At 66.9% G+C, this 24265-nt stretch carries 20 protein-coding genes; 10 read left to right on the top strand and 10 right to left on the bottom strand.

What is annotated here, in order from left to right:
- Positions 1–6: 6 nt before the first annotated feature.
- Positions 7–1452, bottom strand: a complete 1446-nt coding sequence (locus tag QPK31_RS10045) for an APC family permease (protein WP_290422794.1) — start codon at positions 1450–1452, stop codon at positions 7–9.
- Positions 1453–1634: 182 nt separating this feature from the next.
- Positions 1635–6029, bottom strand: a complete 4395-nt coding sequence (locus QPK31_RS10040) for a DEAD/DEAH box helicase (protein WP_290422793.1) — start codon at positions 6027–6029, stop codon at positions 1635–1637.
- Positions 6030–6149: 120 nt separating this feature from the next.
- Here QPK31_RS10040 and QPK31_RS10035 point away from each other — a divergent pair, with 120 nt between their 5' ends.
- From QPK31_RS10035 to QPK31_RS10020, 4 genes are all read left to right on the top strand, one after another.
- Positions 6150–7460 carry a c-type cytochrome gene (locus QPK31_RS10035; protein ID WP_290422792.1) on the top strand — a complete coding sequence of 437 codons (1311 nt, stop codon included), beginning with the start codon at positions 6150–6152 and terminating at the stop codon, positions 7458–7460.
- Positions 7457–7942, top strand: a complete 486-nt coding sequence (locus QPK31_RS10030; RefSeq protein ID WP_290422791.1) for a (2Fe-2S)-binding protein — start codon at positions 7457–7459, stop codon at positions 7940–7942. Before QPK31_RS10035 ends, QPK31_RS10030 begins: the two co-directional genes overlap by 4 nt.
- Positions 7939–10158 carry a molybdopterin cofactor-binding domain-containing protein gene (locus tag QPK31_RS10025; protein ID WP_374045798.1) on the top strand — a complete coding sequence of 740 codons (2220 nt, stop codon included), beginning with the start codon at positions 7939–7941 and terminating at the stop codon, positions 10156–10158. The genes QPK31_RS10030 and QPK31_RS10025 overlap by 4 nt, the downstream gene beginning before the upstream one ends.
- 70 nt (positions 10159–10228) lie before the next feature.
- A complete protein-coding gene (locus QPK31_RS10020) occupies positions 10229–11191 on the top strand; it encodes a diguanylate cyclase (RefSeq protein ID WP_290422790.1) in 963 nt (320 codons plus the stop codon).
- On the opposite strand, the gene QPK31_RS10015 is transcribed toward QPK31_RS10020, so the two are convergent.
- Entirely contained in the window at positions 11188–11763 is a 576-nt protein-coding gene (locus tag QPK31_RS10015; protein WP_290422789.1) for a hypothetical protein, read from the bottom strand. The two genes, QPK31_RS10020 and QPK31_RS10015, sit on opposite strands and share 4 nt — an antisense overlap.
- On the opposite strand from QPK31_RS10015, the gene QPK31_RS10010 reads away from it, so the two are divergent.
- Together QPK31_RS10010 and QPK31_RS10005 are read left to right on the top strand one after the other, a co-directional pair.
- Positions 11756–12508: a hypothetical protein gene (locus QPK31_RS10010; RefSeq protein ID WP_290422788.1), complete on the top strand. Its 753-nt coding sequence runs from the start codon at positions 11756–11758 to the stop codon at positions 12506–12508. The genes QPK31_RS10015 and QPK31_RS10010 overlap by 8 nt on opposite strands.
- 709 nt (positions 12509–13217) lie before the next feature.
- A complete protein-coding gene (locus tag QPK31_RS10005) occupies positions 13218–13583 on the top strand; it encodes a hypothetical protein (RefSeq protein WP_290422787.1) in 366 nt (121 codons plus the stop codon).
- Positions 13584–13982: 399 nt separating this feature from the next.
- Here the strand turns inward: QPK31_RS10005 and QPK31_RS10000 are convergent, their stop codons facing one another.
- The 3 genes from QPK31_RS10000 to QPK31_RS09990 form a co-directional block, all read right to left on the bottom strand.
- Positions 13983–14744, bottom strand: a complete 762-nt coding sequence (locus QPK31_RS10000; protein WP_290422786.1) for a class I SAM-dependent methyltransferase — start codon at positions 14742–14744, stop codon at positions 13983–13985.
- Between the two features lie 258 nt (positions 14745–15002).
- Positions 15003–15629 carry an FMN-binding negative transcriptional regulator gene (locus QPK31_RS09995; protein WP_290422785.1) on the bottom strand — a complete coding sequence of 209 codons (627 nt, stop codon included), beginning with the start codon at positions 15627–15629 and terminating at the stop codon, positions 15003–15005.
- Between the two features lie 70 nt (positions 15630–15699).
- Positions 15700–16698, bottom strand: a complete 999-nt coding sequence (locus QPK31_RS09990) for a sulfate ABC transporter substrate-binding protein (protein WP_290422784.1) — start codon at positions 16696–16698, stop codon at positions 15700–15702.
- A 178-nt stretch (positions 16699–16876) separates the two neighbouring features.
- Here QPK31_RS09990 and QPK31_RS09985 point away from each other — a divergent pair, with 178 nt between their 5' ends.
- Positions 16877–17680, top strand: a complete 804-nt coding sequence (locus QPK31_RS09985; RefSeq protein ID WP_290422783.1) for a ferritin-like domain-containing protein — start codon at positions 16877–16879, stop codon at positions 17678–17680.
- Positions 17681–17691: 11 nt separating this feature from the next.
- Here the strand turns inward: QPK31_RS09985 and QPK31_RS09980 are convergent, their stop codons facing one another.
- Positions 17692–18909, bottom strand: a complete 1218-nt coding sequence (locus QPK31_RS09980; protein ID WP_290422782.1) for an MFS transporter — start codon at positions 18907–18909, stop codon at positions 17692–17694.
- A gap of 131 nt (positions 18910–19040) precedes the next feature.
- On the opposite strand from QPK31_RS09980, the gene QPK31_RS09975 reads away from it, so the two are divergent.
- The 3 genes from QPK31_RS09975 to QPK31_RS09965 all read left to right on the top strand — a co-directional run bounded on the left by QPK31_RS09975 (position 19041) and on the right by QPK31_RS09965 (position 21440).
- Positions 19041–19949 carry a LysR family transcriptional regulator gene (locus QPK31_RS09975; RefSeq protein ID WP_290422781.1) on the top strand — a complete coding sequence of 303 codons (909 nt, stop codon included), beginning with the start codon at positions 19041–19043 and terminating at the stop codon, positions 19947–19949.
- Positions 19950–19968: 19 nt separating this feature from the next.
- Positions 19969–20556 (top strand): flavin reductase family protein, encoded by a 588-nt coding sequence (locus QPK31_RS09970; RefSeq protein ID WP_290422780.1) that lies wholly within the window; start codon positions 19969–19971, stop codon positions 20554–20556.
- Between the two features lie 182 nt (positions 20557–20738).
- Positions 20739–21440: a pirin family protein gene (locus QPK31_RS09965; protein ID WP_290422779.1), complete on the top strand. Its 702-nt coding sequence runs from the start codon at positions 20739–20741 to the stop codon at positions 21438–21440.
- Positions 21441–21690: 250 nt separating this feature from the next.
- Here the strand turns inward: QPK31_RS09965 and QPK31_RS09960 are convergent, their stop codons facing one another.
- The 3 genes from QPK31_RS09960 to QPK31_RS09950 form a co-directional block, all read right to left on the bottom strand.
- On the bottom strand, positions 21691–22530 hold the full coding sequence (locus QPK31_RS09960; RefSeq protein WP_290422778.1) for an alpha/beta fold hydrolase: 840 nt from the start codon (positions 22528–22530) through the stop codon (positions 21691–21693).
- 80 nt (positions 22531–22610) lie between these two features.
- Positions 22611–23528: a LysR substrate-binding domain-containing protein gene (locus QPK31_RS09955; protein WP_290422777.1), complete on the bottom strand. Its 918-nt coding sequence runs from the start codon at positions 23526–23528 to the stop codon at positions 22611–22613.
- Positions 23529–23578: 50 nt separating this feature from the next.
- Positions 23579–24208 carry an outer membrane beta-barrel protein gene (locus QPK31_RS09950; protein ID WP_290422776.1) on the bottom strand — a complete coding sequence of 210 codons (630 nt, stop codon included), beginning with the start codon at positions 24206–24208 and terminating at the stop codon, positions 23579–23581.
- Between the last annotated feature and the right edge of the window lie 57 nt (positions 24209–24265).

Genomic DNA, 24265 nt, shown 5'->3' with positions numbered 1-24265 from the left:
GGTCGGTCAGGGCGGGTGGGTGGCGCCGGTGCTGGCCGGCGGATGGCGCAGCAGCGGCAGGAGCAGCACGCCGAGGGCGAGCACGGCCACGCCGATCCATGCCGCGTTCAGGCCGCCCAGCGTCTGGCTGAACACGTAGGACAGGCTGGACCACAGCATCCAGGCGCAGCTGGCGCAGAACAGCAGGGGCAGCAGGGGGAACAGCGGCACCTTGAAGGGCCGCGGCCGCTCGGGTTCGCGCCGGCGCAGCACGAACAGCGACAGGCCGGCGAGCAGGAAGAACAGCCAGAACACGGGCGCCGTGAATTCGACCATGGCCTTGAAGCCGCTGCCGAAGGCGGCGCCCAGGCCCACCAGCAGCAGTGCCGCCGCGCCCTGCACCAGCATGGCCACTGCTGGCGTGCCGCGCTCGCCGTCCCAGCGTCCGAGCCGGCGCAGGCGCGGCCAGTCGCAGCCCATGGCGTAGCCGGTGCGCGCGCCGACGATCATGGTGGCGTTGATCGAGGTGAGCGCCGAGACGGCCACCAGCAGGGCGATCAGGACTTCGCCGGGCTGGCCGAGCGCACGCCGCATCACGTCCGCCGCCAGGGCGTCGGAAGCGGCCATGCCTTCCAGACCGAGGGTGTGCCAGCAGGCCCAGGTTACCAGCAGGTAGAGGCTGGTGATGAGCAGGACCGACAGCACCAGCGCCTTGACCATGTTGCGGCGCCCGTCGCGTACCTCGGCGCTGATGTAGGCGGCCTCGTTCCAGCCGCCATAGGTGAGCAGGACGAAGACCATGGCCATGCCCCAGGACGCCGGGGCTGTGTTTGCGGGCGGTGTATCCGCTGCGGCGACCGCTGCCGTGGCCGCCGAGGCGGCTGGTCCGGATGCCGGCTCGGCCAGGAAGGCAGCGGCGCCCACGATCAGCAGCAAACCACCCACTTCCAGCAGCGTCAGCCAGCTTTGGGTGTTCGCGCCGGCGCGGATGCCGCGCATGTTCACTAGGGTCAGGACCACGATGATGGCGGCGGCGTACAGCGGAGGGCCAGCGCCGGGCGGGCCCAGCGGGAAGGGCAGCACCTGTTGCAGGTAGTCGCCGAACACGAAGCCGAGCAGGGCGATGGAGCCGGTGGTGATCACGGAAAAGCGCGCCCAGCCGAACAGGAAGGCGACCGAGCGGCCATAGGCACGCTGCAGGAAGTGGTAGTCGCCGCCGGCGTTCGGGTAGCTGGTGGCGAGTTCGGCATAGCAGAGGGCGCCCACCAGGGACACCAGGCCGCCCAGCAGCCACAGGCCGAACATGGCTTCCACGCTGGGACTGAACGAAGCCACGATGGCCGGCGCCTTGAAGATGCCGGCGCCGATCACGGCCCCGACGATCAGGGCGACGGCCGCGCGCAGCCCGATGCTCGGGCGCGGCCGGGGCGGCTCGATGCCTGTGGCAATGCGTGCGGCTTCGACAGGATCCATGGTGGCGGGCGGATGCAATGGCTGAGTTGACTCTCGCAGCCAGTTCGACCGCACAGGCGGCGCCGAGTTCGCATTGCTTCGCGCCTGGCCGGCTTTCGATCAACCACCATGCCTTGGCCTTGCTCGCAAGACCTATCCTGCGAGAGCCTTGGAACCCCTCCCAGCCCTACTGGAAGAGGTTCTTAATAGCGCCGCCCGACCAGGTGCGCGTGGAACAGGTCGCGGTCGGCCCCGGGATTGGTCGGATACACGATCTTGCCGCCGACGATGCTGGCCACCGGCAAGCCATCGCGGAACAGGATGCGGTTGGCTCCGAGGGCCGGCACCTTGTCGCCGGGCAGCAGGGTGCCGATCAGGTTCAGCGGGTCGATGCCCGACAGCGTGACCAGGGCGCCGTCATGCGGGCGGCGCCGCACTTCGCGCAGCAACGGAATGGCGTCCGGCAGCGCGAACTGTTCGCCCGAGAAGCCGGCCACGAAGCGCCCGCCGCGGATATCGCCGCGCGCTTCCAGCCGGTGGTACACCGGCAGCAGTTCGCGCCAGGACGGCAGCCAGCCGGCTTCCCTTTCGAGCAGGCGCCAGAACATCACGCCGTAGCGCCGCAACAGGGTCATGGCCACGTGCTCCAGCGTTTCCGGGTCGAGCCGGCGCCGGCGCGGCGGGGCGGCAGGGTCGAGCGGCGCCTCGGGTTCGGCGCGCCGAACCAGGGCCCAGCGCCCGGCTTCTTCCATGGTCGGGCCGGCGCCGCGGCGGCGCTTGCGGTCGTTGCTGGCGCGTTTGCTCGACGGTAGCAGCATGGCGCGCATGCCGGCGAAGCTGTCCGCGTTCAGCAGGCCGGTGGTAACCAGTTCGCCGAGCGCGTTTTCCAGTTCCACCGGCAGCATGCGCATCTCGAACTGCAGTTCGTCGAAGAACATGGCGCCATGGCGGCGCAGCGCGTCCAGCACCAGGGCGGCACGCGGCGAGATCTCCGGCGGTCCGTCCGGCTGCGGCAAGCCATGCCAGAGCGCGGTCTGGCGCCGCGGCAGCAGCACAATGGGCGTGGTGCGTACCGGGCCGCCGGCGGCCGAACGCGGCGCGTCGATGCGGGTCCAGACGATCTTGCCGGCGCGGCACAAATCGTCCAGCCACAGGATGGAGTAATCGGGCAGGCGCAGGGCCAGCAGATCGGGTTCCCAGGAGCCGGCCGGGGCCTCGTAACCCTCCAGCAGGGCCAGCAGCTGGGGCAGGGCGTCCTGGCCCTGCCATTGCGTGCCGGGCGCAAGGTGCTGCCAGTCGAACAGGAAGCGAATGAAATCCTGCAGCTCGACCGGTTCGATCTCGCGCCGCAGGCGCCGGATCGTGTAGCGGTGGATGCGCGCCAGCAGGTGGCGTTCGCACCATTCCTCTTCCTGCACGCCCGGGGTGAAGCGGCCGCGCATCACGTAGCCCTCGCTTTCCAGCTGGCCGAGGGCGATGGCGACGGTGCTCTCCGGCAGGACCAGGCTGGCGGCGATGGCCGGCAAAGGCTGCGGACCGCTGCCGGACAGGCGCGCACGCACCACTTCGACCAGGGCCGCATCTCGGGTCCAGGGTTCGCCATCGTTGCCGCGGTGGCTGTCGGGGACGCTCAAAGGCGGCTCGATCGTGGTGTCGGGATAGGCGGCCTGCAGGCAATCGAGCCGTTCCAGCGCGACCCAGAAGTCGACGCCGCCGGCACCGCGCATACGCGTGGCGCGGCCCGCCGTTGCCAGAGCGGCCAGCCAGGCCGGCCAATTTTCATCTGCTTGCGCCTGGCGCACGGCCTCCTCCTGCGTGACGCAGGCCAGCGCCACCAGCGCTTCCTGCACCTCGTCGGCATTCCTGGCGCGCGGCCAGGCTTCCTCGGCCACGGCCTTAATGGCGTCGAGATCGAGCGCGCCCAGGTCGTCAGGAGAAGCCGGGTCGCTCCAGTGCCGGTTCAGCACGGCCTGGGTGCGGCGTTCTTCCAGCGGCGCATCGTCGAGGAAGGCGTAGGGACGGGCGTTCAGGATCTCGGCCGCCAGCGGCGAGGGCGCGGGCAAGTCGCGCGCCAGCAGGCGGACGTCACCGTTTTCCATGCGCCGCAGCAGCGCCAGCCAGCCTTCGCTGTCCATGGCGTCGTGCAGGCAGTCGTCCAGGGTCTGGTCGACCAGCGGGTGTTCCGGCAGCTCGCGCTCGCCCACGATGTTTTCCAGGCAGGCGGCACCGTCCGGGAAGATGGTGGCCAGCAGGTCGTCGCTTTTCATGCGCTGCAGCTGCGGCGCCACCTTGCGCCCGCCGGCAAAGCGCGGCAGGGCCAGCGCCGTGGTCGCGTTCCAGCGCCAGCGCACGTTGAACAGCGGTGCGTCCAGCAGGGCTTGCACCAGGATCGGTTCGGCGGTGGCGGCGCGCAGGTAGCGCCAGACTTCATCCAGCGGAAAACTGTGGCTGGTCGACAGCGACAGGATGATCGCATCCTCGGTGGCCGCCGCCTGCAACTCGAAATTGAAGTTGCGGCAGAAGCGCTTGCGTAACGCCAGGCCCCATGCGCGGTTGATGCGGCTGCCGAAAGGCGTGTGGATCACCAGCTGCATGCCGCCGGATTCGTCGAAGAAGCGCTCCATCACCAGCGTGTCCTGGGTCGGCAGGGCGCCCAGCGCCGCGCGGGCGCGCGCCAGGTAGTCGACGATCTGGTTCGCCGCGTCATCCTTCAGGCCCAGGTGCTCGCCCAGCCAGTCGACGGCGCGATCGAGCGCGGCGCTGTTGTCGGCCGGCGCAGCCTTGCCCTTGCCGCCGGCCGGTTCGGCCAGCTGGCGCTCGACTTCAAGACGCAGGCGCGCCACGCCCTGCGACAACTCGTCACTGCGCCCCGGCGCTTCGCCATGCCAGAACGGGATGTTCGGCGCGGCGCCGTGCGCGTCTTCCACGCGCACGCGGCCCGATTCGATGTTCATGATGCGATAGGAGGTATTCCCGAGCTGGAAGACGTCGCCGGCCAGGCTCTCGACCGCGAAGTCTTCATTGACAGTGCCGACCGACAGCCCCTGCGGCTCCAGCAGCACCGTGTAGTCGGCGTTCTCGGGAATGGTACCGCCCGAGGTGACGGCGGCCAGCTTGCCGCCGCGCCGCCCGCGCAGCGACCGGGTGGCGGCGTCGCGGTGGATGTAGGCGCCGCGCACGCCGGCGCGCGTGGTGTAGCCTTCGGCCAGCATGCGCAGCAGGGCGTCGTATTTTTCGCGCGGCAGTTCGGCGTAGGGTTCGGCCTGGCGCACGAGATCGAACAGCGCGTCTTCGCTCCATTCCCGGCAAGCCACTTCGGCCACGATCTGCTGGGCCAGCACGTCGAGCGGCGCCTGCGGGATGCGCAGCGCGTCGAGCTCGCCGCGCCGCACGCAGTCGAGCAGGGCCGCGCATTCGACCAGGTCGTCGCGCGAGGTCGGGAACAGCCGGCCCTTCGGCGTGCCGCCGACAAAGTGGCCGGAACGCCCGACGCGCTGCAGGAAGGCGGCGATATTGCGCGGCGAGCCGACCTGGCAGACCAGGTCGACGTCGCCGATGTCGATGCCCAGCTCCAGCGATGCGGTGGCGATCAGCGCCTGCAGTTCGCCGCGCTTCAGGCGCTGCTCGGCATCGAGCCGGTACTCCTTGGCCAGGCTGCCGTGGTGGGCGGCCACGTGGCCGGCGCCGAGGCGGTCGCCCAAGTGGCGCGCCAGGCGCTCGGCCATGCGGCGCGTGTTCACGAAGATCAGCGTGGTCCGGTGCAGCACCACCAGTTCGGCCATGCGGTCGTAGACGCGCTCCCAGACTTCGTTCGGCATCACCGCTTCCAGCGGCACCGGCGGCAGTTCCAGGCCGAGGTCGCGCGCCCGCACGTGGCCGACGTCGACCACGGCGCACGGCCCGCCGGCGCGTCCGACCAGGAAATCGGCCACGGCGGAAATCGGCTTCTGGGTGGCCGACAGGCCGATGCGCACCGGCGGCCGGCCGCCGCATCCGGTGCACAGAGCGTCCAGGCGTTCCAGGCTGAGCGTCAGGTGGCTGCCGCGCTTGCTGCCGGCCACGGCGTGGATTTCGTCGACGATCACGGTGCGCACGGTTTGCAGCATGGCGCGGCCGCTGTCGGAGCCGAGCAGGACGTACAGCGATTCCGGCGTCGACACCAGGATGTGCGGCGGCCGCCGGCGCATGGCGTTGCGCTCGGCCGTGGTGGTGTCGCCGGTGCGCACCGCGGTGCGGATGCCGTGCGGCGCCAGGTCCATGGCGTCGAGCTGGGCGCCGATGCCGGCCAGCGGCCCCTCCAGGTTGACGCGGATATCGTTCGACAAGGCTTTCAGCGGCGAGACGTACAGCACCCGGGTTTCGTCCGGCAGCGGCGCCACTGCGCCTTCGCGCACCAGGGCGTCGATGGCGGCCAGGAAGGCGGTCAGGGTCTTGCCGGAACCGGTGGGCGCCGCCACCAGGGTGGCGCGGCCGGCCTGGATCGGCGGCCAGGCGCGCAGCTGCGCCTCGGTAGCGGCCGGAAAGCTGGCGGCGAACCAGGCGCTGACCGCCGGGTGGAAATCGTGCCGCAAATTGTCGGGGGAAGGGCGGTCGTTCATCGGCATCAGATGGGGTTTGATCGGCAGGAGGCAAGGCCGGATCGTGCGCGAGCGAACAGACCGCCACGGCCTGGTCGCCCGACACTGCATACCAAGAATACACAAGAAACAGGAGCGGAGATGAAACAGGCTGGGCGCCGGCGGCGCCGCGGGCATGCCGTGCGCTGGCTGGGTTGGCTATCCTTGGTAGCCGCCGTGCTGGGCATCGTGGCCGTGGCCGTCATCTGGCACCCGGCGCTGGCGCCGATCGAGGCCACCCCGCGCTTCGAGCCCGGCCTGGTGGAGCGTGGCGCCCGCGTGGCGGCGCTCGGCACCTGCGCCGCCTGCCACACGGTCGACCCGGCGCGGCCGTTCGCCGGCGGCTTCGCGCTCGCGACGCCCTTCGGCACCGTCTACAGCACGAATATCACCCCGGATGCGCGTACCGGCATCGGCACATGGAGCGAAGAGGCATTCAACCGCGCCATGCGCAAGGGCGTCTCGCGCGACGGCCACCTGCTGTATCCGGCCTTCCCCTACAACCATTACGCGCGCTTGAGCCAGGACGACGTGCGCGCCCTGTATGCCTATTTCATGACGCGCCCGCCGCTGGAAGCCCCGGCGCGCCGGAACGAGATGACTTTCCCCTTCGGTTTCCGGCCGCTGGTCGGCTTCTGGAACATCCTGTATCTCGACGACGAAGCAATTCGCCCCGACCCGAAACAGTCGGCCGAATGGAACCGCGGCGCCTACGTGGCCGATGCACTGGCCCATTGCAGCGCCTGCCACACGCCGCGCACGCGCCTCGGTGGCCCGGACAACCAGCGCTTCTTCGATGGCGGTGAGGCTGAGGACTGGTACGTGCCGGCGCTGAACGCCAGGTCGCCGTCGCCGCTGCCGTGGACGCGCGACCACCTTGCCGCCTACCTGCGCACCGGGATCGCGCCGGGCCATGCGGCGGCGGGCGGGCCGATGCAAAGCGTGGCCGAAAACCTGCGCCATGCCGACCCGGCCGACATCGACGCGCTGGCGACCTACATCCACAGCTACCTGGCCCAGGCGCCCGCGCGCGACACGCCGGCCACGCGTCGCGGCAGCCTGCCCGCTCCCAAACCGGACGACCCGGACCTGGCGCGCATGCGCCTCGGGCACCAGGTGTATGCCAACGCCTGCGCGCGCTGCCACGACGCCGGCCGCACCGAAAGCTCGGGCACGGCGCTGCAGCTGCAGCAGGCGGTGGCCCTGTACGACCCGGACCCGCGCAGCCTGATCCACCTGGTGCGCGACGGCATCGCCCCGCCCGACGGCGAGCCGGCGCGCTGGATGCCCGGCTTCGGCGCCATCCTCACCGACGAACAGACGGCCGCGCTGGCGGCCTACCTGCGCCGCTACGGCGCCGGCCAGCCCGACTGGCCCGAGCTCGAGAAACAGGTCCGGAAAGGCAAAGAATGAGCTACGAACTCCAGGTCAACGGCAAACGGCACCGGGTCGACACCGACGCCGACACGCCCTTGCTCTACGTGCTGCGCAACGACCTGCAGCTGAATGGCGCCAAGTTCGGCTGCGGTCTCGGCCAGTGCGGCGCCTGCACCGTGATGCTCGATGGCGCGCCGGTGATGTCGTGCATCGTGCCGGTGTCGGTGGTCGGCAAGCGACCGGTGCGCACGGTGGAAGGTTTGGGTACGGTGGACAAGCCGGGTGTGCTGCAGCAGGCCTTCATCGACGAGCAGGCGGCCCAATGCGGCTACTGCATCGCCGGCATGATCATGCGCGCCCAGGCCCTGCTCGACAAGCATCCGGCGCCGACCGATGCGCAGATCCGCAGCCACATGATGCCGAATTTGTGCCGCTGCGGAACCCACATGCGCATCCTGCGCGCGGTACGGCGCGCCGCCGATACGCTGCGCGGCCAGGCGGGCGGAGGGCGTTCGTGAACGCGCCCTTGCCGAATCCGCAGCGGCGCCGCCTGCTGCTTGCCGGCGGCTCGCTGACCCTGGCGTTTGCCATGCATCCTGCCTGGACCCAGGAAGGAGGCGGCGGCGAGGAAAAAGGCGGCCTGCCCGGCAGCCTGGAAAAAGAGCCATGGCTCGACGCCTGGATCCGTATCGAGGCGAACAACGCCGTCACCATCTTCACCGGCAAGGCCGAGCTGGGGCAGGGCATCAAGACCGCGCTGCTGCAGGTGGCGGCGGAAGAGTTGCAGGTCAACCCAGGCCGCATCCGCCTGGTGACGGCCGATACCGCGCGCACCCCGAACGAGGGCTATACCGCCGGCAGCCATTCGATGCAGGACAGCGGCACGGCCTTGCGCCACGCGGCGGCCCAGGTGCGCTTCATCCTGGCCGGCATGGCGGCCCAGCGCTTCCAGCTAGCCGACAGCGCCTTGACCCTGCGCGACGGCGTCTTCGAAGCGCCCGGCGGACGACGCGTCACCTACGGCGAACTGCTTGCCGGGCGCCAGTTGCACCTGCGCGCCGACGGCAAGGCGCCATTGCGGGCACGCGCCGTGCACACGGTGTCGGGCAAGTCGCTGCGCCGGACCGACATCCCGGCCAAGGTCAGCGGCGGCAGCGCCTACGTGCAGGACCTGCGCCTGCCCGGCATGGTGCATGCGCGCGTGGTGCGTCCGCCTTCGCAAGCCGCGCAACTGGTCGCTGTCGATACGGCGCCCGTGGCGCGGCTGCCCGGCGTGCTGAAGGTGGTGCGCGATGGCCGCTACCTGGCCGTGATCGCCGACGGCGAATACCGCGCCGTGAAGGCGGCAACGGCGCTGGCCCGCGCCACGCGCTGGGACGTGCCCGCATCGTTGCCGGGCACGGCGAATGTGCCGGCGGACGTGCGCGCGCGGCCCGCCGAAGCCATTCCCATCCTCGAACGCGGCACGGTCCAGGCGGGCGGGCGCACGCTCAGCGCCACCTACACCCGGCCCTGGCAACTGCACGCCTCGGTCGGCCCGTCGTGCGCGGTGGCCCAGCTGGTCGACGGCCAGTACACCGTCTGGACCCACTCGCAGGGCGTGTATCCGCTGCGCGAGGCGCTGGCCGAATTGCTGGGCGTGGACAAGGAGACCATCCGCTGCATCCACGTCGAGGGTTCGGGCTGCTATGGCCATAATGCGGCCGACGATGTGGCTGCCGACGCCGCGCTGCTGGCGCGCAGCTATCCGGGCCGGCCGGTGCGGGTGCAGTGGATGCGCGAGGAAGAACATGCCTGGGAACCGATCGGCCCGGCGATGCTGGTGGAAGCGCGGGCCACCCTCGGCGCCGATGGCCGCATCGCCGACTGGCACTATGCGGTGACCAGCCCGTCGCACAACAACCGGCCCGGCAAGGCCGGCAACCTGCTGGCCGCAACCCATTTGGCCAAGCCATTCACGCCGCCGCCGGGCAAGCCGATTCCCCAGCCCGAGGGCGGCGGCGACCGCAATGCGGTCCCGTACTACGTGCTGCCGAATGCGCGCGTGGTGCACCGTTTCCAGCAGCATGCGCCGCTGCGCACCTCGGCCCTGCGTTCGCTCGGCGCTTACTGCAACGTATTCGCCATCGAAAGCTTCATGGACGAACTGGCGCAGGCCGCGAATGCCGACCCGGTGACCTTCCGCCTGCGCCACCTGGATGACCCGCGCGCCATCGATGTAGTGAAGCGCGCCGCCGAGAAGTTCGGCTGGAACGCCTATCGGCCAGGTCCGCGCCGTGGCCGCGGCTTCGCCTTTGCGCGTTATAAGAACCTGGCGGCGTACTGCGCGATCGCGCTGGAAGTCGAGGTCGCGCGCGAGACGGGATTCGTGCGCATCCTGCGTGCGGTGGCGGCGGTCGACTGCGGCGAGGTGGTGAACCCGGACGGCGTGCGCAACCAGATCGAGGGCGGCATCATCCAGTCGGCCAGCTGGACCTTGCTGGAGCAGGTGCGCTTCGACGAGCGCCAGGTCCAGACCGTCGACTGGGCCTCGTATCCGATCCTGCGGTTCAATCAGGTGCCGCAGCAGCTCGAGGTGCATCTGATCGACCGGCCGGGCGAACCGTATCTCGGCACCGGTGAAGCGTCGCAGGGACCGGCGGCTGCGGCGCTGGCGAACGCGGTGGCGCAGGCAGCCGGCGTGCGCGTGCGCGACTTGCCGCTGGACCGGGCGCGGATGCGGGCGGCGAAGTAGGGCGTTCCCGCCCTCGGCAAGGGCGTGCATTTCCGTTATCATCGCCGGTCCTGCCCATTCCAACTTCGTCGTGACCGCCACCACTACCGCCACCAGTCTTGCAACGCGCGCCCTGAACCTGGTCAACTGCGGCCTGGTGGTGCTCGACGACGCGCACCGGATCGTGTTGTGGAACCGCTGGATGGCGGCGCGCTCGGGCTACGCAGGCGCGCGGGTGCAGGAGCGTTCGCTGTTCGAGGTGTTTCCGGAATTGCGCGGCTCGCGCGTGGAGACGGCGGTGCTGGCGGCGCTGGCGTCGAACATCGCGGGGAATGTCCCGCAAGCCCAGGAGTGCGCGCCTTTTCCGCTGCGCGAAGCGGGCAGCTTCGACGGCGCGCGGATCGACCAGGTGGTGTCGGTGACGCCGTTTGTCGAGGAGGGCGCGCGCTTTTGCCTGATCGAGATCCGCGACGTCAGCGGCAGCGTCGGCCGCGAACGCCAGCTGCGCGAGCATGCCGAAACGCTGCGCGCCCGCTCCTACGTCGACGGCCTGACCGGCATCGCCAACCGCCGCTACTTCGACGTCGCCCTCGACCGCGAACTGCGCCGCGCCCAGCGCACCGGCAGCCCGCTGGCGCTGCTGTTGATGGACATCGATTCCTTCAAGGCCTACAACGACCACTTCGGCCACCAGCAGGGCGACGTCTGTTTGTCGACGGTGGCGCAGGCGCTGGCGGCCATGCTCAAGCGTCCGGCGGACGTGGCGGCGCGCTACGGCGGCGAGGAGTTCGCGGCCATCCTGCCGGACACCACACTCCAACAGGCATGCGCGCATGCGAATGCAATCCGCGAACACGTGGCCTCGCTGGCACTGGCGCAGGCGCCTGCTGCCGTGCGGCCGGTGGTCACGCTCAGCATCGGCGTGGCCGGCTTCGACGGATCGGGGTTGAACGAGGCTGCCGCGCTGGTCGCGGCGGCGGACAAGGCGTTGTATGCGGCCAAGCGCGGCGGGCGTGACCGGGTTGCGGTGGATGGCGGGGCGTCTCCGATCTAGTCGGGTCGCTGCGGGAGATTGCGGACCGCCGCCGTGGTCCACCCCTTCGATGGCCTGCACGGGAAATTGCGGTCCAGGCTTTCATGCCCCTCGAAAAAATCCATCGTTTTGAAACTCCAGTAGAAGTTTTTTTCGTCTTCCTTGATCAGCGCGTGCGCGGTGAAGTTGAAGTCGCCACTGGCCTGCTGGATCGATTCGATTACCGAGTGGACTTCGACGCAGTCGGGATGGCGCGTGGACAAACGCGTTTCGATTGCCGCGTTCTTTTCGTGCTCTGCCATCGCAAGGAAAACCAGCAGGAAGGCTCCATTCGCCACATAGGCCAGTGACACCGGTACGACCCATTTCGTGCGCCATCGGCGCGTCGCCATGGTGGCCGCGAGCAGCAACACCACGCTCGATATTGCTGCCGCGACTGCCGGCGTCCACAGGAAGGGGAAAATTTCCAATACGCGCGGAACGAACACAAGCGGCAGGAAGGGCACGACCAGGAACCACAGCAGCGGAAAATTCAGGAGCGAGAAGACCGCCCAGAATAGATAAGAGTGGATCAGGAAGTGCCGGATGTTCATTGACTGTGCAAGCCGGGAGGTAAAGGGGACGCGGGAAAACGGAGTGTACGAGGTCGTTCGCCGGAATTGCAAGAAAGCCAGTCGTCAACGTACTAAAGGCCTTTTTTATTCCTGCAATAATTGGCGAGATTCCAATGGAAGTCAGCGGTATATACTCGCTGCGCGCCACCTCGACGCCATGACATGCTCATCCAAAGGGAAATATATGAAGTTCGTAATGCAAGCCGCGTTCGGTTTTTCCATGCTCGTCGCCGCACCTGTGTTTTCCGCCACTGCCGCGCCGGCGCCAAATGCCGTTGCAGCCAGCCCGGCGCACGTCCAGGCCGTGCAGGACCTGCTCGGCGTGATGCATGTCGAATACGAACTGCGCGCGGTCGCCGCCCGCACCCGCTTCCCGAGCGAGGCGCAGCGCAAGGCCGTGAACGCCAAGCTGGACAAGATGCCACCGGCGGAAGTGCATCGCCGTCTTGCGCCTACACTGGCCGGCAAGATCTCCGCCGATACGGCGCTCGAGATGACCCGCTTTTATAACACCCCATACGGCAAGAAACTCAACCAGCAGAAGTACAACAGCGGCCCGCAAATCATGATGCCGGGGATGTCGAGTGCTGTGCCGCCGGAAGAAAAGAAAGAACGCAAGCGTGCGGCGTATGTCCAGGCGAGCAAGGAGCTTGCGGCTGCGGAACCGGCAATCCAGCACGAGGCGTTCAAGCTGCTGCAGGCATTGAATAACGAGAAGCGGTAAGTCGTGTTCACTGCCTCGACGGCGACCGTGAGGTTAGCCGATAGGAGAGCAATGCTTAAGCGATGCGGTTGTGGCGGATGAGGCTAGGGAGGTCTGCTATCGGCCAGGAACCGACCTAAAGGGGTGGAGAAAAGTTTGGAGCCAACAGAGCAGTTTATATCGCCTTTACCGGACGAAGCACGCATAACTGAACCGCGACGTGTGCGCTGGTTGATAAAAAAGGCTGTCTACGGCGGGTTGGGGGTAAGGTAAGAAATCCGGACCGTAGATTTATTTCGATCATGCGCCACCCAGAGGGATGGGTGTGGGGTGTGGTTGCTCCAGAAAGCACGCCCGATAACTTCCAGCATCCGTACCTTGAACGGTATCGCGGCCCGTTACCGGGAGAGGACAATCTCGAAGTCACCCAGCCACTAGGCGTTGAATTCGTTTGCGGAAACGCTTCGCTTCAAGACTAGCGGTAGCTGTGAGGTCCGCTTCGGGTCGGGTCCGGTCTGTCGCAGACTGGCAGGGANCAGCTGACACCTCACGTTGAATGTCCGCTTTCGAAGTGTAGCCATGTCAGCAATGGGTCGGTAGCGGCCGGTCGTGATAATCGGCGAGTTTGTTGCCTCAGCAACCTGCTATGCTGCTTCGGACAGCTGCTTTCGGCCAGAAGCGGACGTAGCGATCATCGGATAAATCGCCTGGTGGCGGAGGAGGATAGCTAGTGGACACCCCAACTCGAGAAGAGTATTTCGAACATCTGAAGCGAGAACTCAATCCTACGATTTGGGTAACGGATTGGATGAGCCATCGCTTAATGAACGTCGAGTTCTCGCTCGACCAAAAAAATGCAGAGACGGTGATTAAGGTGTGCCTCGAAGGAATTCGCGGGTTTTTGAGCGCGCGATCCTTCGGATCTGATCTGGTTGAGAAAATTGTGGATGCAGCTCCATATACGGCCAAAGCGAAGCTGTCATTCAATCGAGTATTTAAAAGTGATCTGGTCGAGCTTCAGGACGGTGACCTGGAAGCTGATGTGAACCTCGCGCTTTATTGCTTTTTGCAGGTCGCTTTTACTTACAAGCTTTAGAGCCTTCATCTCTGACTCTGAACGTCCGCTGTGGGTCGTAAGCGGACGTGACAAGAGATCCCGACCCGTCATTAGCGGACGTACGCGAGCAGATCACCTATACTGTAGAAGACACCTGAAGGAAAACGTATATTTGCCGACCTGATTCTGAATATTCTCGGTCCAATCAGTGCCAGGCAGTATGCCGTGGTACGCAAGGTTTTGTGGGTGGTACTGGCTGTACCGTTAGTTTTCTTTTTTTATGGCGTGCTTGCTTCCTGAACGTCTGATTTGGGGCGGAAGCGAACGCTACAATAAGTCCGCAATCGGCAAGAAGCGGGTTCTGTCGGTAACGGCAAGCTAAAAGCATTCCATCCCTTGGCCGTTACTCATCAATAGCAACGGCAAGAGACGCTGCGCTCACGGCTTCCGAAATACGATCGCATGCTGGATCGGCAGCGATTCGATCGTACGTTCCCACTTCATGCCATGCGCCGTGGCTTCACGCCTTACCTGCCGCTCGCTCATCTTATGCAGCGGCTTGATCGCGACCGCAGGATCCTCAGCCCGATATTCGACGAAGACGACGCGCCCGCCCGGCTTCAGGGCCGCGACGATACTGTCGAGGACCTCCGAGGGATAGGCGAGCTCGTGATAGACATCGACCATGATTGCCAAATCGACGCTAGCCGGCGGCAATTTAACGGTGGTCTCGCTGCCTAGCACCGAGACCACATTGCGCACGCCGCGCTTCGCCATCTGGCGGTCGAGCATGCCGATCATTTCCGGCTGCACGTCCACCGCATACACCCGACCGCCAGGCCCTACCTGTTTCGCCAGCTGCCAGGTGTAGTAGCCGGTGCCGGCGCCGATGTCGGCCACCGTCATGCCGGGCGCGAGCGCCAGTTCCCGCAGAAGCAGTTCGGGCCGCTCCTCGCGTGCGCGGCTTTCGCGCTCGAGCCATTGCGCGCCTTCCCATCCCATCACCCCAGCAATCTCGCGGCCCATGTAGCGCTTGCCGATGCCATCCGGACTGGGGGCGACGCGTTCATAGCGCGTGTCGGCGGCGGCTGCCTGTGGCGCGGCATCGATGCTGGCGGATGACAGCAGCGTCAGCGCCGACAGGCAGGCTGCCAGGATGGGTTGGGAGGTGCGACGATTGCGAAAGCGGGTGCGGTGCATGATCGGTTTCCGTAAGAAGTCGCTGCCTGCAATCGCGCCGGCAGGCTTGCCGTGAATGGAAATAACCAGTGTAGCGGCATTGGCTGTCCGACGTGCGCCGGCTATACCGGAATTTCCTCGATATGCCGCGTTGACTGAGCAGTTACGGGCTACAAAGTGTGGATGCTCTACACCCGAATGCAGCGGCTGGCACAACATGTTTACCGACCGCACGATAACTGGTGCCGAAGAGTGCGATTCGATCACCAATCGGGTACGCTACCGAGGCCCGCGCTGCACGGCCTCGGCAACGTCGTCTTTACCCGCTGCCTTCAGCCCATCCACCGCCCCCTGCACATCGCGCGCTTCCTTGTTCTGGCTGAGCTTCGCCTTGCCCTCCAGCCGCGTGATCTCGATCTCGATGCCGACAATCGCCTGCAGCAGGCCGTCGATGAACTCGCGCGGACTGTCCGCCATCGTCCACGGCACCGGCTGCGACGCTTCATGTGCTTTGGTCAGCCGCCCCACGATCCCGCGCACGAAGCGCTCGTTATCGACGATCCGCACCCGCCCGTGCGCATGCGCCACCACGTAGTTCCAGGTCGGCACCTGCCTGTGCTGCTCGTGCTTCGATGGATACCAGTTCGGCGAGATATACGCGTCGGCCGCGCGGAAGATCACCATCACCTCGGCACCGTCGGCCAGCTCCTGCCAGACCGGATTGGCACGCGCCACGTGGCCGCTGAGGATGCCCAGGCTGCCCGCTGCGGCACTCAGTTCGAAGGGAAGGTGATTCGCGTCGAGCCCCGCCGCGCCGTGGGTGACGAGGATGCCGAGCGGATGCCGGCGGATGAGGTCGTGCAAGACCTCGGGACGGTTTTCGGCGAAATGGGAGGGAACGTACATGGTCATGCTCCGGGCGACAATCCTGCGATTATCGCCCGGTTTGCCCTCACGCTGAGGCTTGGGCCGGCAATTACTTCGGCTGGTAGATCTGGTCGAACACGCCGCCGTCGGCGAAGTGGGTCTTCTGCGCATTGGCCCAGTTACCGGCAACGTCGCCGATCGTGAACAGCTTCACCTGCGGGAAGTTCTTCGCGTACTGCTTGGCCGCTTTCGGCGTGGCCGGGCGGTAGTAGTTCTGGGCGATGATGGCCTGCGCTTCGTCGGTATACAGGAAGTTCAGGTAAGCCTCGGCCACCTTGCGGGTGCCGTGCTTGTCGGCGAACTTGTCGACGACCGCCACCGGCGGCTCGGCCAGGATGCTGACCGACGGGGTGATGATGTCGAACTTGTCCGGGCCGAGCTCCTTGACCGCCAGGTAGGCTTCGTTTTCCCAGGCGATCAGCACGTCGCCAATACCGCGCTCGACGAAGGTGGTGGTGGCGCCGCGTGCGCCCGAGTCCAGCACCGGCACGTTCTTGTACAGTTTGCTCAGGAATTCCTTGGCCTTGGCTTCGTTGCCGCCCGGCTGGCGCAGGGCATAGCCCCAGGCGGCCAGGTGGTTCCAGCGCGCGCCGCCCGAGGTCTTCGGGTTCGGGGTGATGACGGCGACGCCCGGCTTGATCAGGTCGTTCCAGTCCTTGATGCCTTTCGGGTTGCCCTTGCGCACCAGCAGCACGATGGTCGAGGTGTAGGGCGACGCGTTGTGCGGCAGGCGGGTCTGCCAATCCTTGCGCAGCAGGTTCTTCTCGCTCAGGGCGTCGATGTCGTAGCCGAGGGCGAGGGTGACGACGTCCGCTTCCAGGCCGTCGATCACCGAGCGCGCCTGCTTGCCCGAGCCGCCGTGCGACTGCTTGATCTTGACGTTGTCGCCGCTTTTCGCTTTCCACGACTTGGCGAAGGCGGCGTTCACGTCCTGGTACAGCTCGCGGGTCGGGTCGTAGGACACGTTCAGCAGGTTCACGTCTGCGGCGAAGGCCGGTTGCAGCAGTGCGGTGGCGGCCAGCAGGACCAGCAATTTTTTCTTGATCATGGTTGTTTCTTAAGAGAAGTCATCAGTAGGAGCACCTTACTGGCGGCGGCCCTGGCGTGTGAACGAAGCTTTTTGACCATACGTATTTGTTTTTCGCATAAGAAGAGCCTTGCCGGGGCAAGAGGCGTGCGCGATGCGGTAAACTGCGCGGCTCGTTCTAAACATATAGAGAAAGTGTATGAAGTCGCTCCCTATCGAGCTGCGCGAACAGGCGCTGGCCTGCCTGCTGGAATGCGATCCGGCAGCCAAGGTGGGCATGGTGTTCGCCATGGCGCAGCAGCACCGCGCCGGCAACTGGACCGTGGACAGCGCCGCAGAGGTGGCGCCGCCGCCCGGCATTCCCGGCCGCCCTGCAAAGCCAGACCTGGTGCCGCCGCTGCAGGTCGGACGCCGCTCGATGGCCACTACCGAGGGCAGGGCGATGCTGGTCCACGCGCTGGCCCACATCGAGTTCAATGCGGTGAACCTGGCGCTGGATGCCCTGTGGCGCTTCCCCGGTTTGCCGGACACCTATTACACCGACTGGCTGCGCGTGGCCAAGGAGGAGGCGACGCACTTCGACATGCTCTCGCAGCACCTGGCCACGCTGGGACACGCCTATGGCGACTTCCCGGCCCATAACAGCCTGTGGGAGATGGTAGAGAAGACCAGCGGCGACGTGGTGGCGCGCATGGCGCTGGTGCCGCGCACCCTGGAGGCGCGCGGCCTGGATGCGATTCCGCCGCTCCGCGCGAAACTGGCCCAGGCCGGTGACCTGGCCGCTGCCGCCATCCTCGATATCCTGCTGGTCGAGGAAGAAGGCCACGTGGAGATCGGCAACCGCTGGTTCTTCCACCTGTGCGCCGAACGCGGCCTGGAACCGATGGCCACCTATGACGAGCTCACCGTGCGCTACAAGGCGCCGGTCTTGAAGGGGCCGTTCAACATCGAAGCCCGGCGCCGTGCGGGCTTCAGCGAAGCGGAGCTGGCCCGCTTCGGCTGATCAACGCTGGTTCACACCGGCGTGCGCACCGACTTGGTGCTGGCCATCAGTTCGCCGGCCCAGTAGAGCAGGGCCAGCGCCGGGAAGGCCATGCCCAGCAGCAGGGCGGCATGCCAGCCGTACTGCGAGAATACCCAGGCGCCCGAGGCCGAACCCACTGCGCCACCGACGAAGAACAGCGAGAAGTACAGGCCGTTCAGGCGGCTGCGCACCTCGGCCGGCAGCGAGAAGATGGCGCGCTGGCCCAGCACCATGTTGCCGGCCACGCCCATGTCGATCACGATCGAGGCGACTACCAGAAGGGCCAGGGCGATATTCCGCGACTCCGGTGCGAACAGCGGCAAGGCAAAGCCGGTGATGGCCAGCAGCATGGCGCAGGCAGTGGCGGGCAGCGTGTGGCCGCGGTCGGCCAGCTTGCCGGCGATCGGCGACGCGACGGCGCCGGACACGCCGACCAGGGCGAAGATGGCGATACCGGTCTGCGACAGGTGGAAGGCGGGACCGGACAGCATCATCGGCGTGACGGTCCAGAACAGGCTGAAGCACGCGAACATGGCGGCGTGGTAGGCGGCGCGCCGGCGCAGGACCGGCGTGCTGGCGAACAGGTGGCCGAGCGAGGCGATCAGGCGGGCATAGGACATGCTGTGCGCGGGACGGCGCTCCGGCAGGCGGGTGCGCAGCACAAAGGCGAGCACCATCACGATGAGGGCGGCGGCGCCGAACACGGTGTGCCAGCCGCCATGGTCGGCCACCAGGCTGGAGACCGGACGCGCCAGCATGATCCCGAGCAGCAGGCCGCTGACCACCTTGCCGACCGTGTGGCCGCGCGTTTCCTCGCGCGACAGATGGGCGGCGAACGGCACCAGCACCTGGGCCGCCACCGAGCCGAGCCCGATGCCGAGCGAACTGGCGAGGAACAGCCAGGCGTTGCTGCTGAAGGCGGCGCAGGCGAGGGCTGCGGCGGTGCCGAGCAGCAGGCAGAACACGAGCTGGCGGTTTTCCAGCAGGTCGCCGAGCGGCACGATGAAGAACAGGCCGAGCGCGTAGCCGATCTGGGTCAGCGTGACGATCAGGCCGGCGGCGCCCTCTGACAGGCCGGTGCTGGCGGCGATCGGGCCGACCAGGGTTTGCGAGTAGTAGAGGTTGGCGACGATCAGGCCGGCGGACAGCGCCAGCAGGCGCACCATGCCGGGCGCGATGTCGGCGCCGGGTGTGGCTGGGTGGTTCATGGATTCTCCTGTGGGATGGACAAATGATGTGTCCATTCTAGAAAGGCCGGCGCAAAAGATAATCCACCGTCCGGCCTCCCTTACAATTCATATTATCTGAACAATCACGACCATGCTGGAGGGTGCTCGATTTGGACCGTATCAAAGCCATGCAGACCTTTGTCCGCATCGTCGAGGCCAGCAGCTTCTCGCGCGCCGCCGAGAGCCTGGACTTGCCGCGCGCCTCGCTGACGGCAACCATGCAGAACCTGGAAGCCTACCTGGGCCGCACACTGCTGCAGCGGACCACGCGCAGCGTGTCGCTTACCAGCGATGGGGCGGCCTACTATGAACACTGCATCGCCATCCTGGCCGCGCTCGACGCGGCCGAGGCGCCGTTCCGCATGGCGGATGCGCCGCCCCAGGGCCGCCTGCGCGTCGAACTGCCCGGGGCGCTGGGCCGGAATGTGGTCATGCCGCGCCTCGCCGAATTCCACGCCGCCTACCCGGAGGTCGAACTGGTGGTCGGCCTGAGCGACAGGCTGGCGGACCTGAACCGCGACGGCATCGATTGCGCCCTGCGCGTCGGCGAACTCGAGGACTCGGCCCTGATCGGGCGCCGCATCGGCAGCATGCGCTTCATCACCTGCGCGGCGCCTGGCTACCTGGAGCGCCACGGCAGGCCGGAGACCATCGCCGATCTCGAGGGCCACGTCGCGGTCGTGCATTTCTCGGGCCGTACCGGGCGTGCCTTCGACTGGGATTTCGCGGTCGATGGCGAGGTGCGGCGCATGACATTCGCCGGACCGGTGGCGGTGAACGACGCCGATGCCTATGTCTGCGCCGGCCTGCAGGGCCTGGGCCTGATCCAGGCGGCCAGCTACCAGGTGGCAGCGCACCTGCGCAGCGGCGCGCTGGTGCCGCTGCTTGCGCAATTCCCCTGTGCGGCGATGCCGGTCTCGCTGGTCTATCCTAAGGGGCAAATGGCGGCGCCCAAGCTGCGCGTCTTCAACGCCTGGATCGAGGCGCTGTTCGCCGCCCACCCGCAACTGCATCCTTGAACTGACAATGGAATCGAACATGAACGAACACATCCATGCCGTCCCGCTCGAAAAAGCCTACCGCCTGCTGACCCATGGGCCGACCGTGCTGGTCTCGGCCCGCCACGACGGCATCGACAACCTGATGGCCGCCGCCTGGGCCTGCGCCCTCGACTTCGCCCCGCCGAAACTTACCGTGGTGCTCGACAAGAGCACCCGCACGCGCGAGCTGATCGAAGCCAGTGGCGGGTTCGTGATCCAGGTGCCGACCGCGCAGCTGCTGCAGCTGACGCACGAGGTGGGGACGCGCAGCCGTGCGCGCGAACCCGGGAAACTGGACGCGATCGGTGTGGAACTGATCCGGCTGGGCGCCAGCGGCATGCCGTTCGTGGCCGGCTGCTCGGCCTGGCTCGAATGCCGGCTGATTCCCGAGCCGCACAACCAGCAGGTCTACGACCTGTTCATCGGCGAAGTGACCGCTGCCTGGGCCGACGACCGCGTGTTCTGCAATGGGCACTGGGAGTTCGAACAGGCGGGGCCGGAATGGCGCAGCATTCATCACGTGGCGGGCGGGCATTTCTACGCGATCGGCGAGGCGATGGCGGCGCACGTGGTGCACCCCGAATAGGCGTCCAATGCTCGTTCGAAAATTTCGACGATACAGCGGCAAACTACTCGCTTTTTGATCCGGCCGGGACGTCGCATAATGACTCCATCGACAACGCGGCCACAGCGCAAACGGGGAGTCGAAGGACCCGCCGGCGCCGATGTTCGAACAGTTCGAACGGCCCACAATAAAAGGAGCAGATCATGTTGAAAGTACGTAAAAGCGAAGAACGCGGCATTGCCAACCTGGGTTGGCTCGATTCGAAGCACACCTTCTCGTTCGGCCACTACCACGACCCGGCCCACATGGGCGTCGGTCCGCTGCGTGTGATCAACGAAGACCGGGTGCACGCCGGCCGCGGCTTCGACGCCCACGGCCACCGCGACATGGAAATCATCTCCTATGTCCTGGATGGCGCGCTGGAGCACAAGGACAGCATGGGCAACGGCTCGGTCCTGCGCTACGGCGACGTGCAGCGCATGAGTGCGGGCAAGGGCGTGGTGCACAGCGAGTTCAATGGCTCGAAGACCGACCCGGTGCACTTCCTGCAGATCTGGATCCAGCCGAACCAGATCGGCGCTCCGGCCGGTTACGAAGAAAAGCACTTCGACCGCGCATCGAAACTGGGCCGCCTGCGCCTGGTGGCGTCAAGCGACGGCCGCGAGGGATCGGTGACGATCCGCCAGGACGCGGCGCTGTACGCCGGCATCCTGACCGGCAGCGACGAAGTCAGCTTCCCGCTGCAGGCCGGCCGCATCGGCTACCTGCACGTGGCCCAGGGGGCGCTGACCGTGAACGGCATCGCACTGAAGGCGGGCGATGCGGTACGGGTCGACGACGAAGCGGCGATCGTGCTCAATGGTGCGGATAACGCGGAAGTGCTGCTGTTTGATTTGCCGCACTGAGCGAGGTAGGGGGCCGGTGGTGGCAATGGTGGGTTCGAGAACCCACCCTACGAGCGGTAGCTGGCTGGTGGTGGCAATGGTGGGTTCGAGAACCCACCCTACGAGCGGTAGCTGGCTGGTGGTGAGAATGGCGGGTTCGAGAACCCACCCTACGAGTGGTAGCGGGCCGGTGGTGGCAATGGTGGGTTCGAGAACCCACCCTACGCCGGCGCCGGAAGCGGTGGCCGGCGCGTTTTTTCATCGGCCTGCCTCAGGAGCGCAGGAAGTCGAGCAGGTCGGCGTTGATGCGGTCCTTGTGCGTGGTGGGAATGCCATGCGGCGCACCTTCGTAGACGACCAGCCTGGCCTGGGGCAGCAGCTCTACCGCGTGCCGGGCGCTCGCCCCGATCGGGACGATCTGGTCGTCGTCGCCGTGCAGCAGCAGGGTCGGGATCGTCATCTTCGCCAGGTCGGCCGTGAAGTCGGTTTCCGAGAATTGCGCGATGCAGGCATGCGCGCTGCGGATGCTGCATTGCATGCCCTGCAGCCAGAAGGTGTCGATCACGCCTTGCGAGGGCGTCGCGCCCGCCCGGTTGTAGCCATAGAAGGGCAATGCGAGATCCTTGAAGTATTGCGAGCGGTCGTGCAGCACGCCGGCGCGGATGGCGTCGAACACTTCCATCGGCAGGCCCTCGGGATTGGTGTCGGTGCGCAGCATCTGCGGCGGCACCGCGCTGATCAACACGGCCTTGGCCACGCGCGCCGTGCCGTGGCGGCCGATGTAGCGCGTGACTTCGCCGCCGCCGGTGGAGTGGCCGACCAGCGTGGCGCCCTGCAGGTCGAGCGCGTCGAGCAGGTCGGCCAGGTCGTCGGCATAGGTGTCCATGTGGTTGCCGTCCCAGGGCTTGCTCGACAGGCCGTGGCCGCGGCGGTCGTGGGCGATCACGCGGTAGCCGTGTTCGGCCAGGAACAGCATCTGGTCTTCCCAGGCGTCGCCCTGCAGCGGCCAGCCGTGGGAAAAGACCACGGGCGTGCCCTGGCCCCAGTCCTTGTAGTAGATCGACGTGCCGTCGCGGGTGGTAACCGTGCTGCCGGTAATGCTCGTGCTCATGGCGTCCTCGCAGGTTCGTTAGCTCATGCGATTGGACTGGCGGCGCCGTGTTTCGTTCCGGCGCAGCAGAAGATTGCCGCCTAGCGCGGTCCGCGCCGCAGCATCTCGGCGACCGTGTCCGATTCGCGCAAACGGTCTTTCCACCATGCCAGCGCCGCGCCTTCTTCGCCGGTGCGCCAGGCCAGGTGCAGGGTCTCGTCCGGTTTCGGTTCGTCCACCGTTTTGGCCACGAAGCGGCCCTGCGCCAGGTCGTCGCGCACCCAGGGTTCGGGCAGGAAGCCGAAGCCCAGGCCGGCGCGCTGGAAGTCGTACTTGGTCTGCATGTCAGGCACGGCTAGCGTGTCCTGGCCGAACAGCAGGCCGACGGTGCGCGCCTGCAGCTGGCGCGCGGAATCCGATACCGACACCGCGCGCCAGGCGCTCAGGTCGGCTTTCGAGAGCGGGCGCTCGATGGCGGCCAGCGGGTGGCCGGGCGCCACCACGAAGACGAACGAGACGGTCGCCAGCGGCAGCGAGGTATAGCCGCCGCCCGACGGGCCGCTGCCGGCCGCGCCCACCAGCAAGTCGGCGCGGCGGTCGAGCAGGGCTTCCCAGGTGCCGGACAAAGCGTCCTTCAACAGGCGCAGACGGGTCTGGTCGGCCACTTCGTAAAAGGCCTGGATATCGCCCATCAATGCGCCCGGGTCGAGCATCGAGTCGATGGCGATGGTGAATTCGGTTTCCCAGCCCGAGGCGACGCGGCGTACGCGGCGTTCCAGGTCGCCGGCCGCTTTCAGGAGATAGCGGCCTTCCTTGAGCAGCTCTTCTCCGGCGTCGGTGAGCGTCACGCGCGGGCCGAAGCGCTCGAACAGCTGCACGCCCAGGTCTTCCTCGAGCTTGGCGACCGTGTACGAAATCGTCGACGGCACCCGAAAGAGTTCCTTGGCGGCGGCCGCGAACGAACCGCGGCGGGCGATGGTGTCGACGGTGAGCAGGGCGTCGAGGCTGAGTTTCAACATGGTCTCATGCGGGCGCCGCACGGGGCGGCGCCGTGGTTTTCAGGAGCAGCTTACAGGTAGAAGTTGGCGAAGATGCCGACGTGGTCACCCTTGACCTTGCCGCCGTAGTACTTTTCCTTGAACTCGTCGTTCGCGTAGCGCAGCTTCAGGCCCATGCGCGGCGAGAACAGGTATTCGATCTCGGCCACCGCGCTGGTGCTGTCCTTGAACTTGTAGTCGCCGATGTCGCCGGCGCCGCTGCTGCGGAACTTGACGCCGGTGACGTAGCGCAGGCCGCCGCCGACGCGCACCTTGTCGTTCACATGATAGTAGCCCAGCAGCTCGAAGGGAATGCGTTCGAAGCGCATGTCGCCGTTGTCGGCGCCGGCGCGGTCGACGTGGTAGCCGACGGTGCCTTGCACCGAGAACTCCTGGTTGATGCGGTAATCCACGCCCGCCACCAGGGCCACCAGGTCGCCGGCCTTCAGGTCGACTTCGTCGCCGTCGTCGTAGTAGGCGGTGGCCAGCTTGTCGCCGCCGAAGGTCGCGCCGATGCCGAGGACGAAGCGCAGCGGCTTGGCGCCGACCGGTTCGTACTGGACGGCAGGGGCCGCGACGGGCGCCGGCGCCGATTCAACGGTTTGTGCCTGGGCGCCGAAGGCGGTCAGGGCCAGGAAAAGTGCGAATGCAGGTTTTTTCATTGGTCGATATCGTTATTGTAATGACGGCAGTGCCCGGGCTTGCGCATTCCCGTGGAC

The organism is Massilia sp. YIM B02769, assembly GCF_030411995.1.
GTDB lineage: Bacteria > Pseudomonadota > Gammaproteobacteria > Burkholderiales > Burkholderiaceae_D > Telluria.
This window is presented reverse-complemented; position numbering and strand designations above follow the sequence as displayed.

Excerpts from the sequence above, each read along its gene's own strand:
- QPK31_RS09965 (WP_290422779.1), top strand. The coding sequence starts at position 20,739 with ATGTTGAAAGTACGTAAAAGCGAAGAACGCGGCATTGCCAACCTGGGT.
- QPK31_RS09990 (WP_290422784.1), bottom strand. The coding sequence starts at position 16,698 with ATGATCAAGAAAAAATTGCTGGTCCTGCTGGCCGCCACCGCACTGCTG.
- QPK31_RS09995 (WP_290422785.1), bottom strand. The coding sequence starts at position 15,629 with ATGTACGTTCCCTCCCATTTCGCCGAAAACCGTCCCGAGGTCTTGCAC.
- QPK31_RS10030 (WP_290422791.1), top strand. The coding sequence starts at position 7,457 with ATGAGCTACGAACTCCAGGTCAACGGCAAACGGCACCGGGTCGACACC.
- QPK31_RS09950 (WP_290422776.1), bottom strand. The coding sequence starts at position 24,208 with ATGAAAAAACCTGCATTCGCACTTTTCCTGGCCCTGACCGCCTTCGGC.
- QPK31_RS09980 (WP_290422782.1), bottom strand. The coding sequence starts at position 18,909 with ATGAACCACCCAGCCACACCCGGCGCCGACATCGCGCCCGGCATGGTG.
- QPK31_RS09985 (WP_290422783.1), top strand. The coding sequence starts at position 16,877 with ATGAAGTCGCTCCCTATCGAGCTGCGCGAACAGGCGCTGGCCTGCCTG.
- QPK31_RS10045 (WP_290422794.1), bottom strand. The coding sequence starts at position 1,452 with ATGGATCCTGTCGAAGCCGCACGCATTGCCACAGGCATCGAGCCGCCC.
- QPK31_RS10040 (WP_290422793.1), bottom strand. The coding sequence starts at position 6,029 with ATGAACGACCGCCCTTCCCCCGACAATTTGCGGCACGATTTCCACCCG.
- QPK31_RS10000 (WP_290422786.1), bottom strand. The coding sequence starts at position 14,744 with ATGCACCGCACCCGCTTTCGCAATCGTCGCACCTCCCAACCCATCCTG.
- QPK31_RS10015 (WP_290422789.1), bottom strand. The coding sequence starts at position 11,763 with ATGAACATCCGGCACTTCCTGATCCACTCTTATCTATTCTGGGCGGTC.
- QPK31_RS09955 (WP_290422777.1), bottom strand. The coding sequence starts at position 23,528 with ATGTTGAAACTCAGCCTCGACGCCCTGCTCACCGTCGACACCATCGCC.
- QPK31_RS09970 (WP_290422780.1), top strand. The coding sequence starts at position 19,969 with ATGAACGAACACATCCATGCCGTCCCGCTCGAAAAAGCCTACCGCCTG.
- QPK31_RS10035 (WP_290422792.1), top strand. The coding sequence starts at position 6,150 with ATGAAACAGGCTGGGCGCCGGCGGCGCCGCGGGCATGCCGTGCGCTGG.
- QPK31_RS09960 (WP_290422778.1), bottom strand. The coding sequence starts at position 22,530 with ATGAGCACGAGCATTACCGGCAGCACGGTTACCACCCGCGACGGCACG.
- QPK31_RS10010 (WP_290422788.1), top strand. The coding sequence starts at position 11,756 with ATGTTCATTGACTGTGCAAGCCGGGAGGTAAAGGGGACGCGGGAAAAC.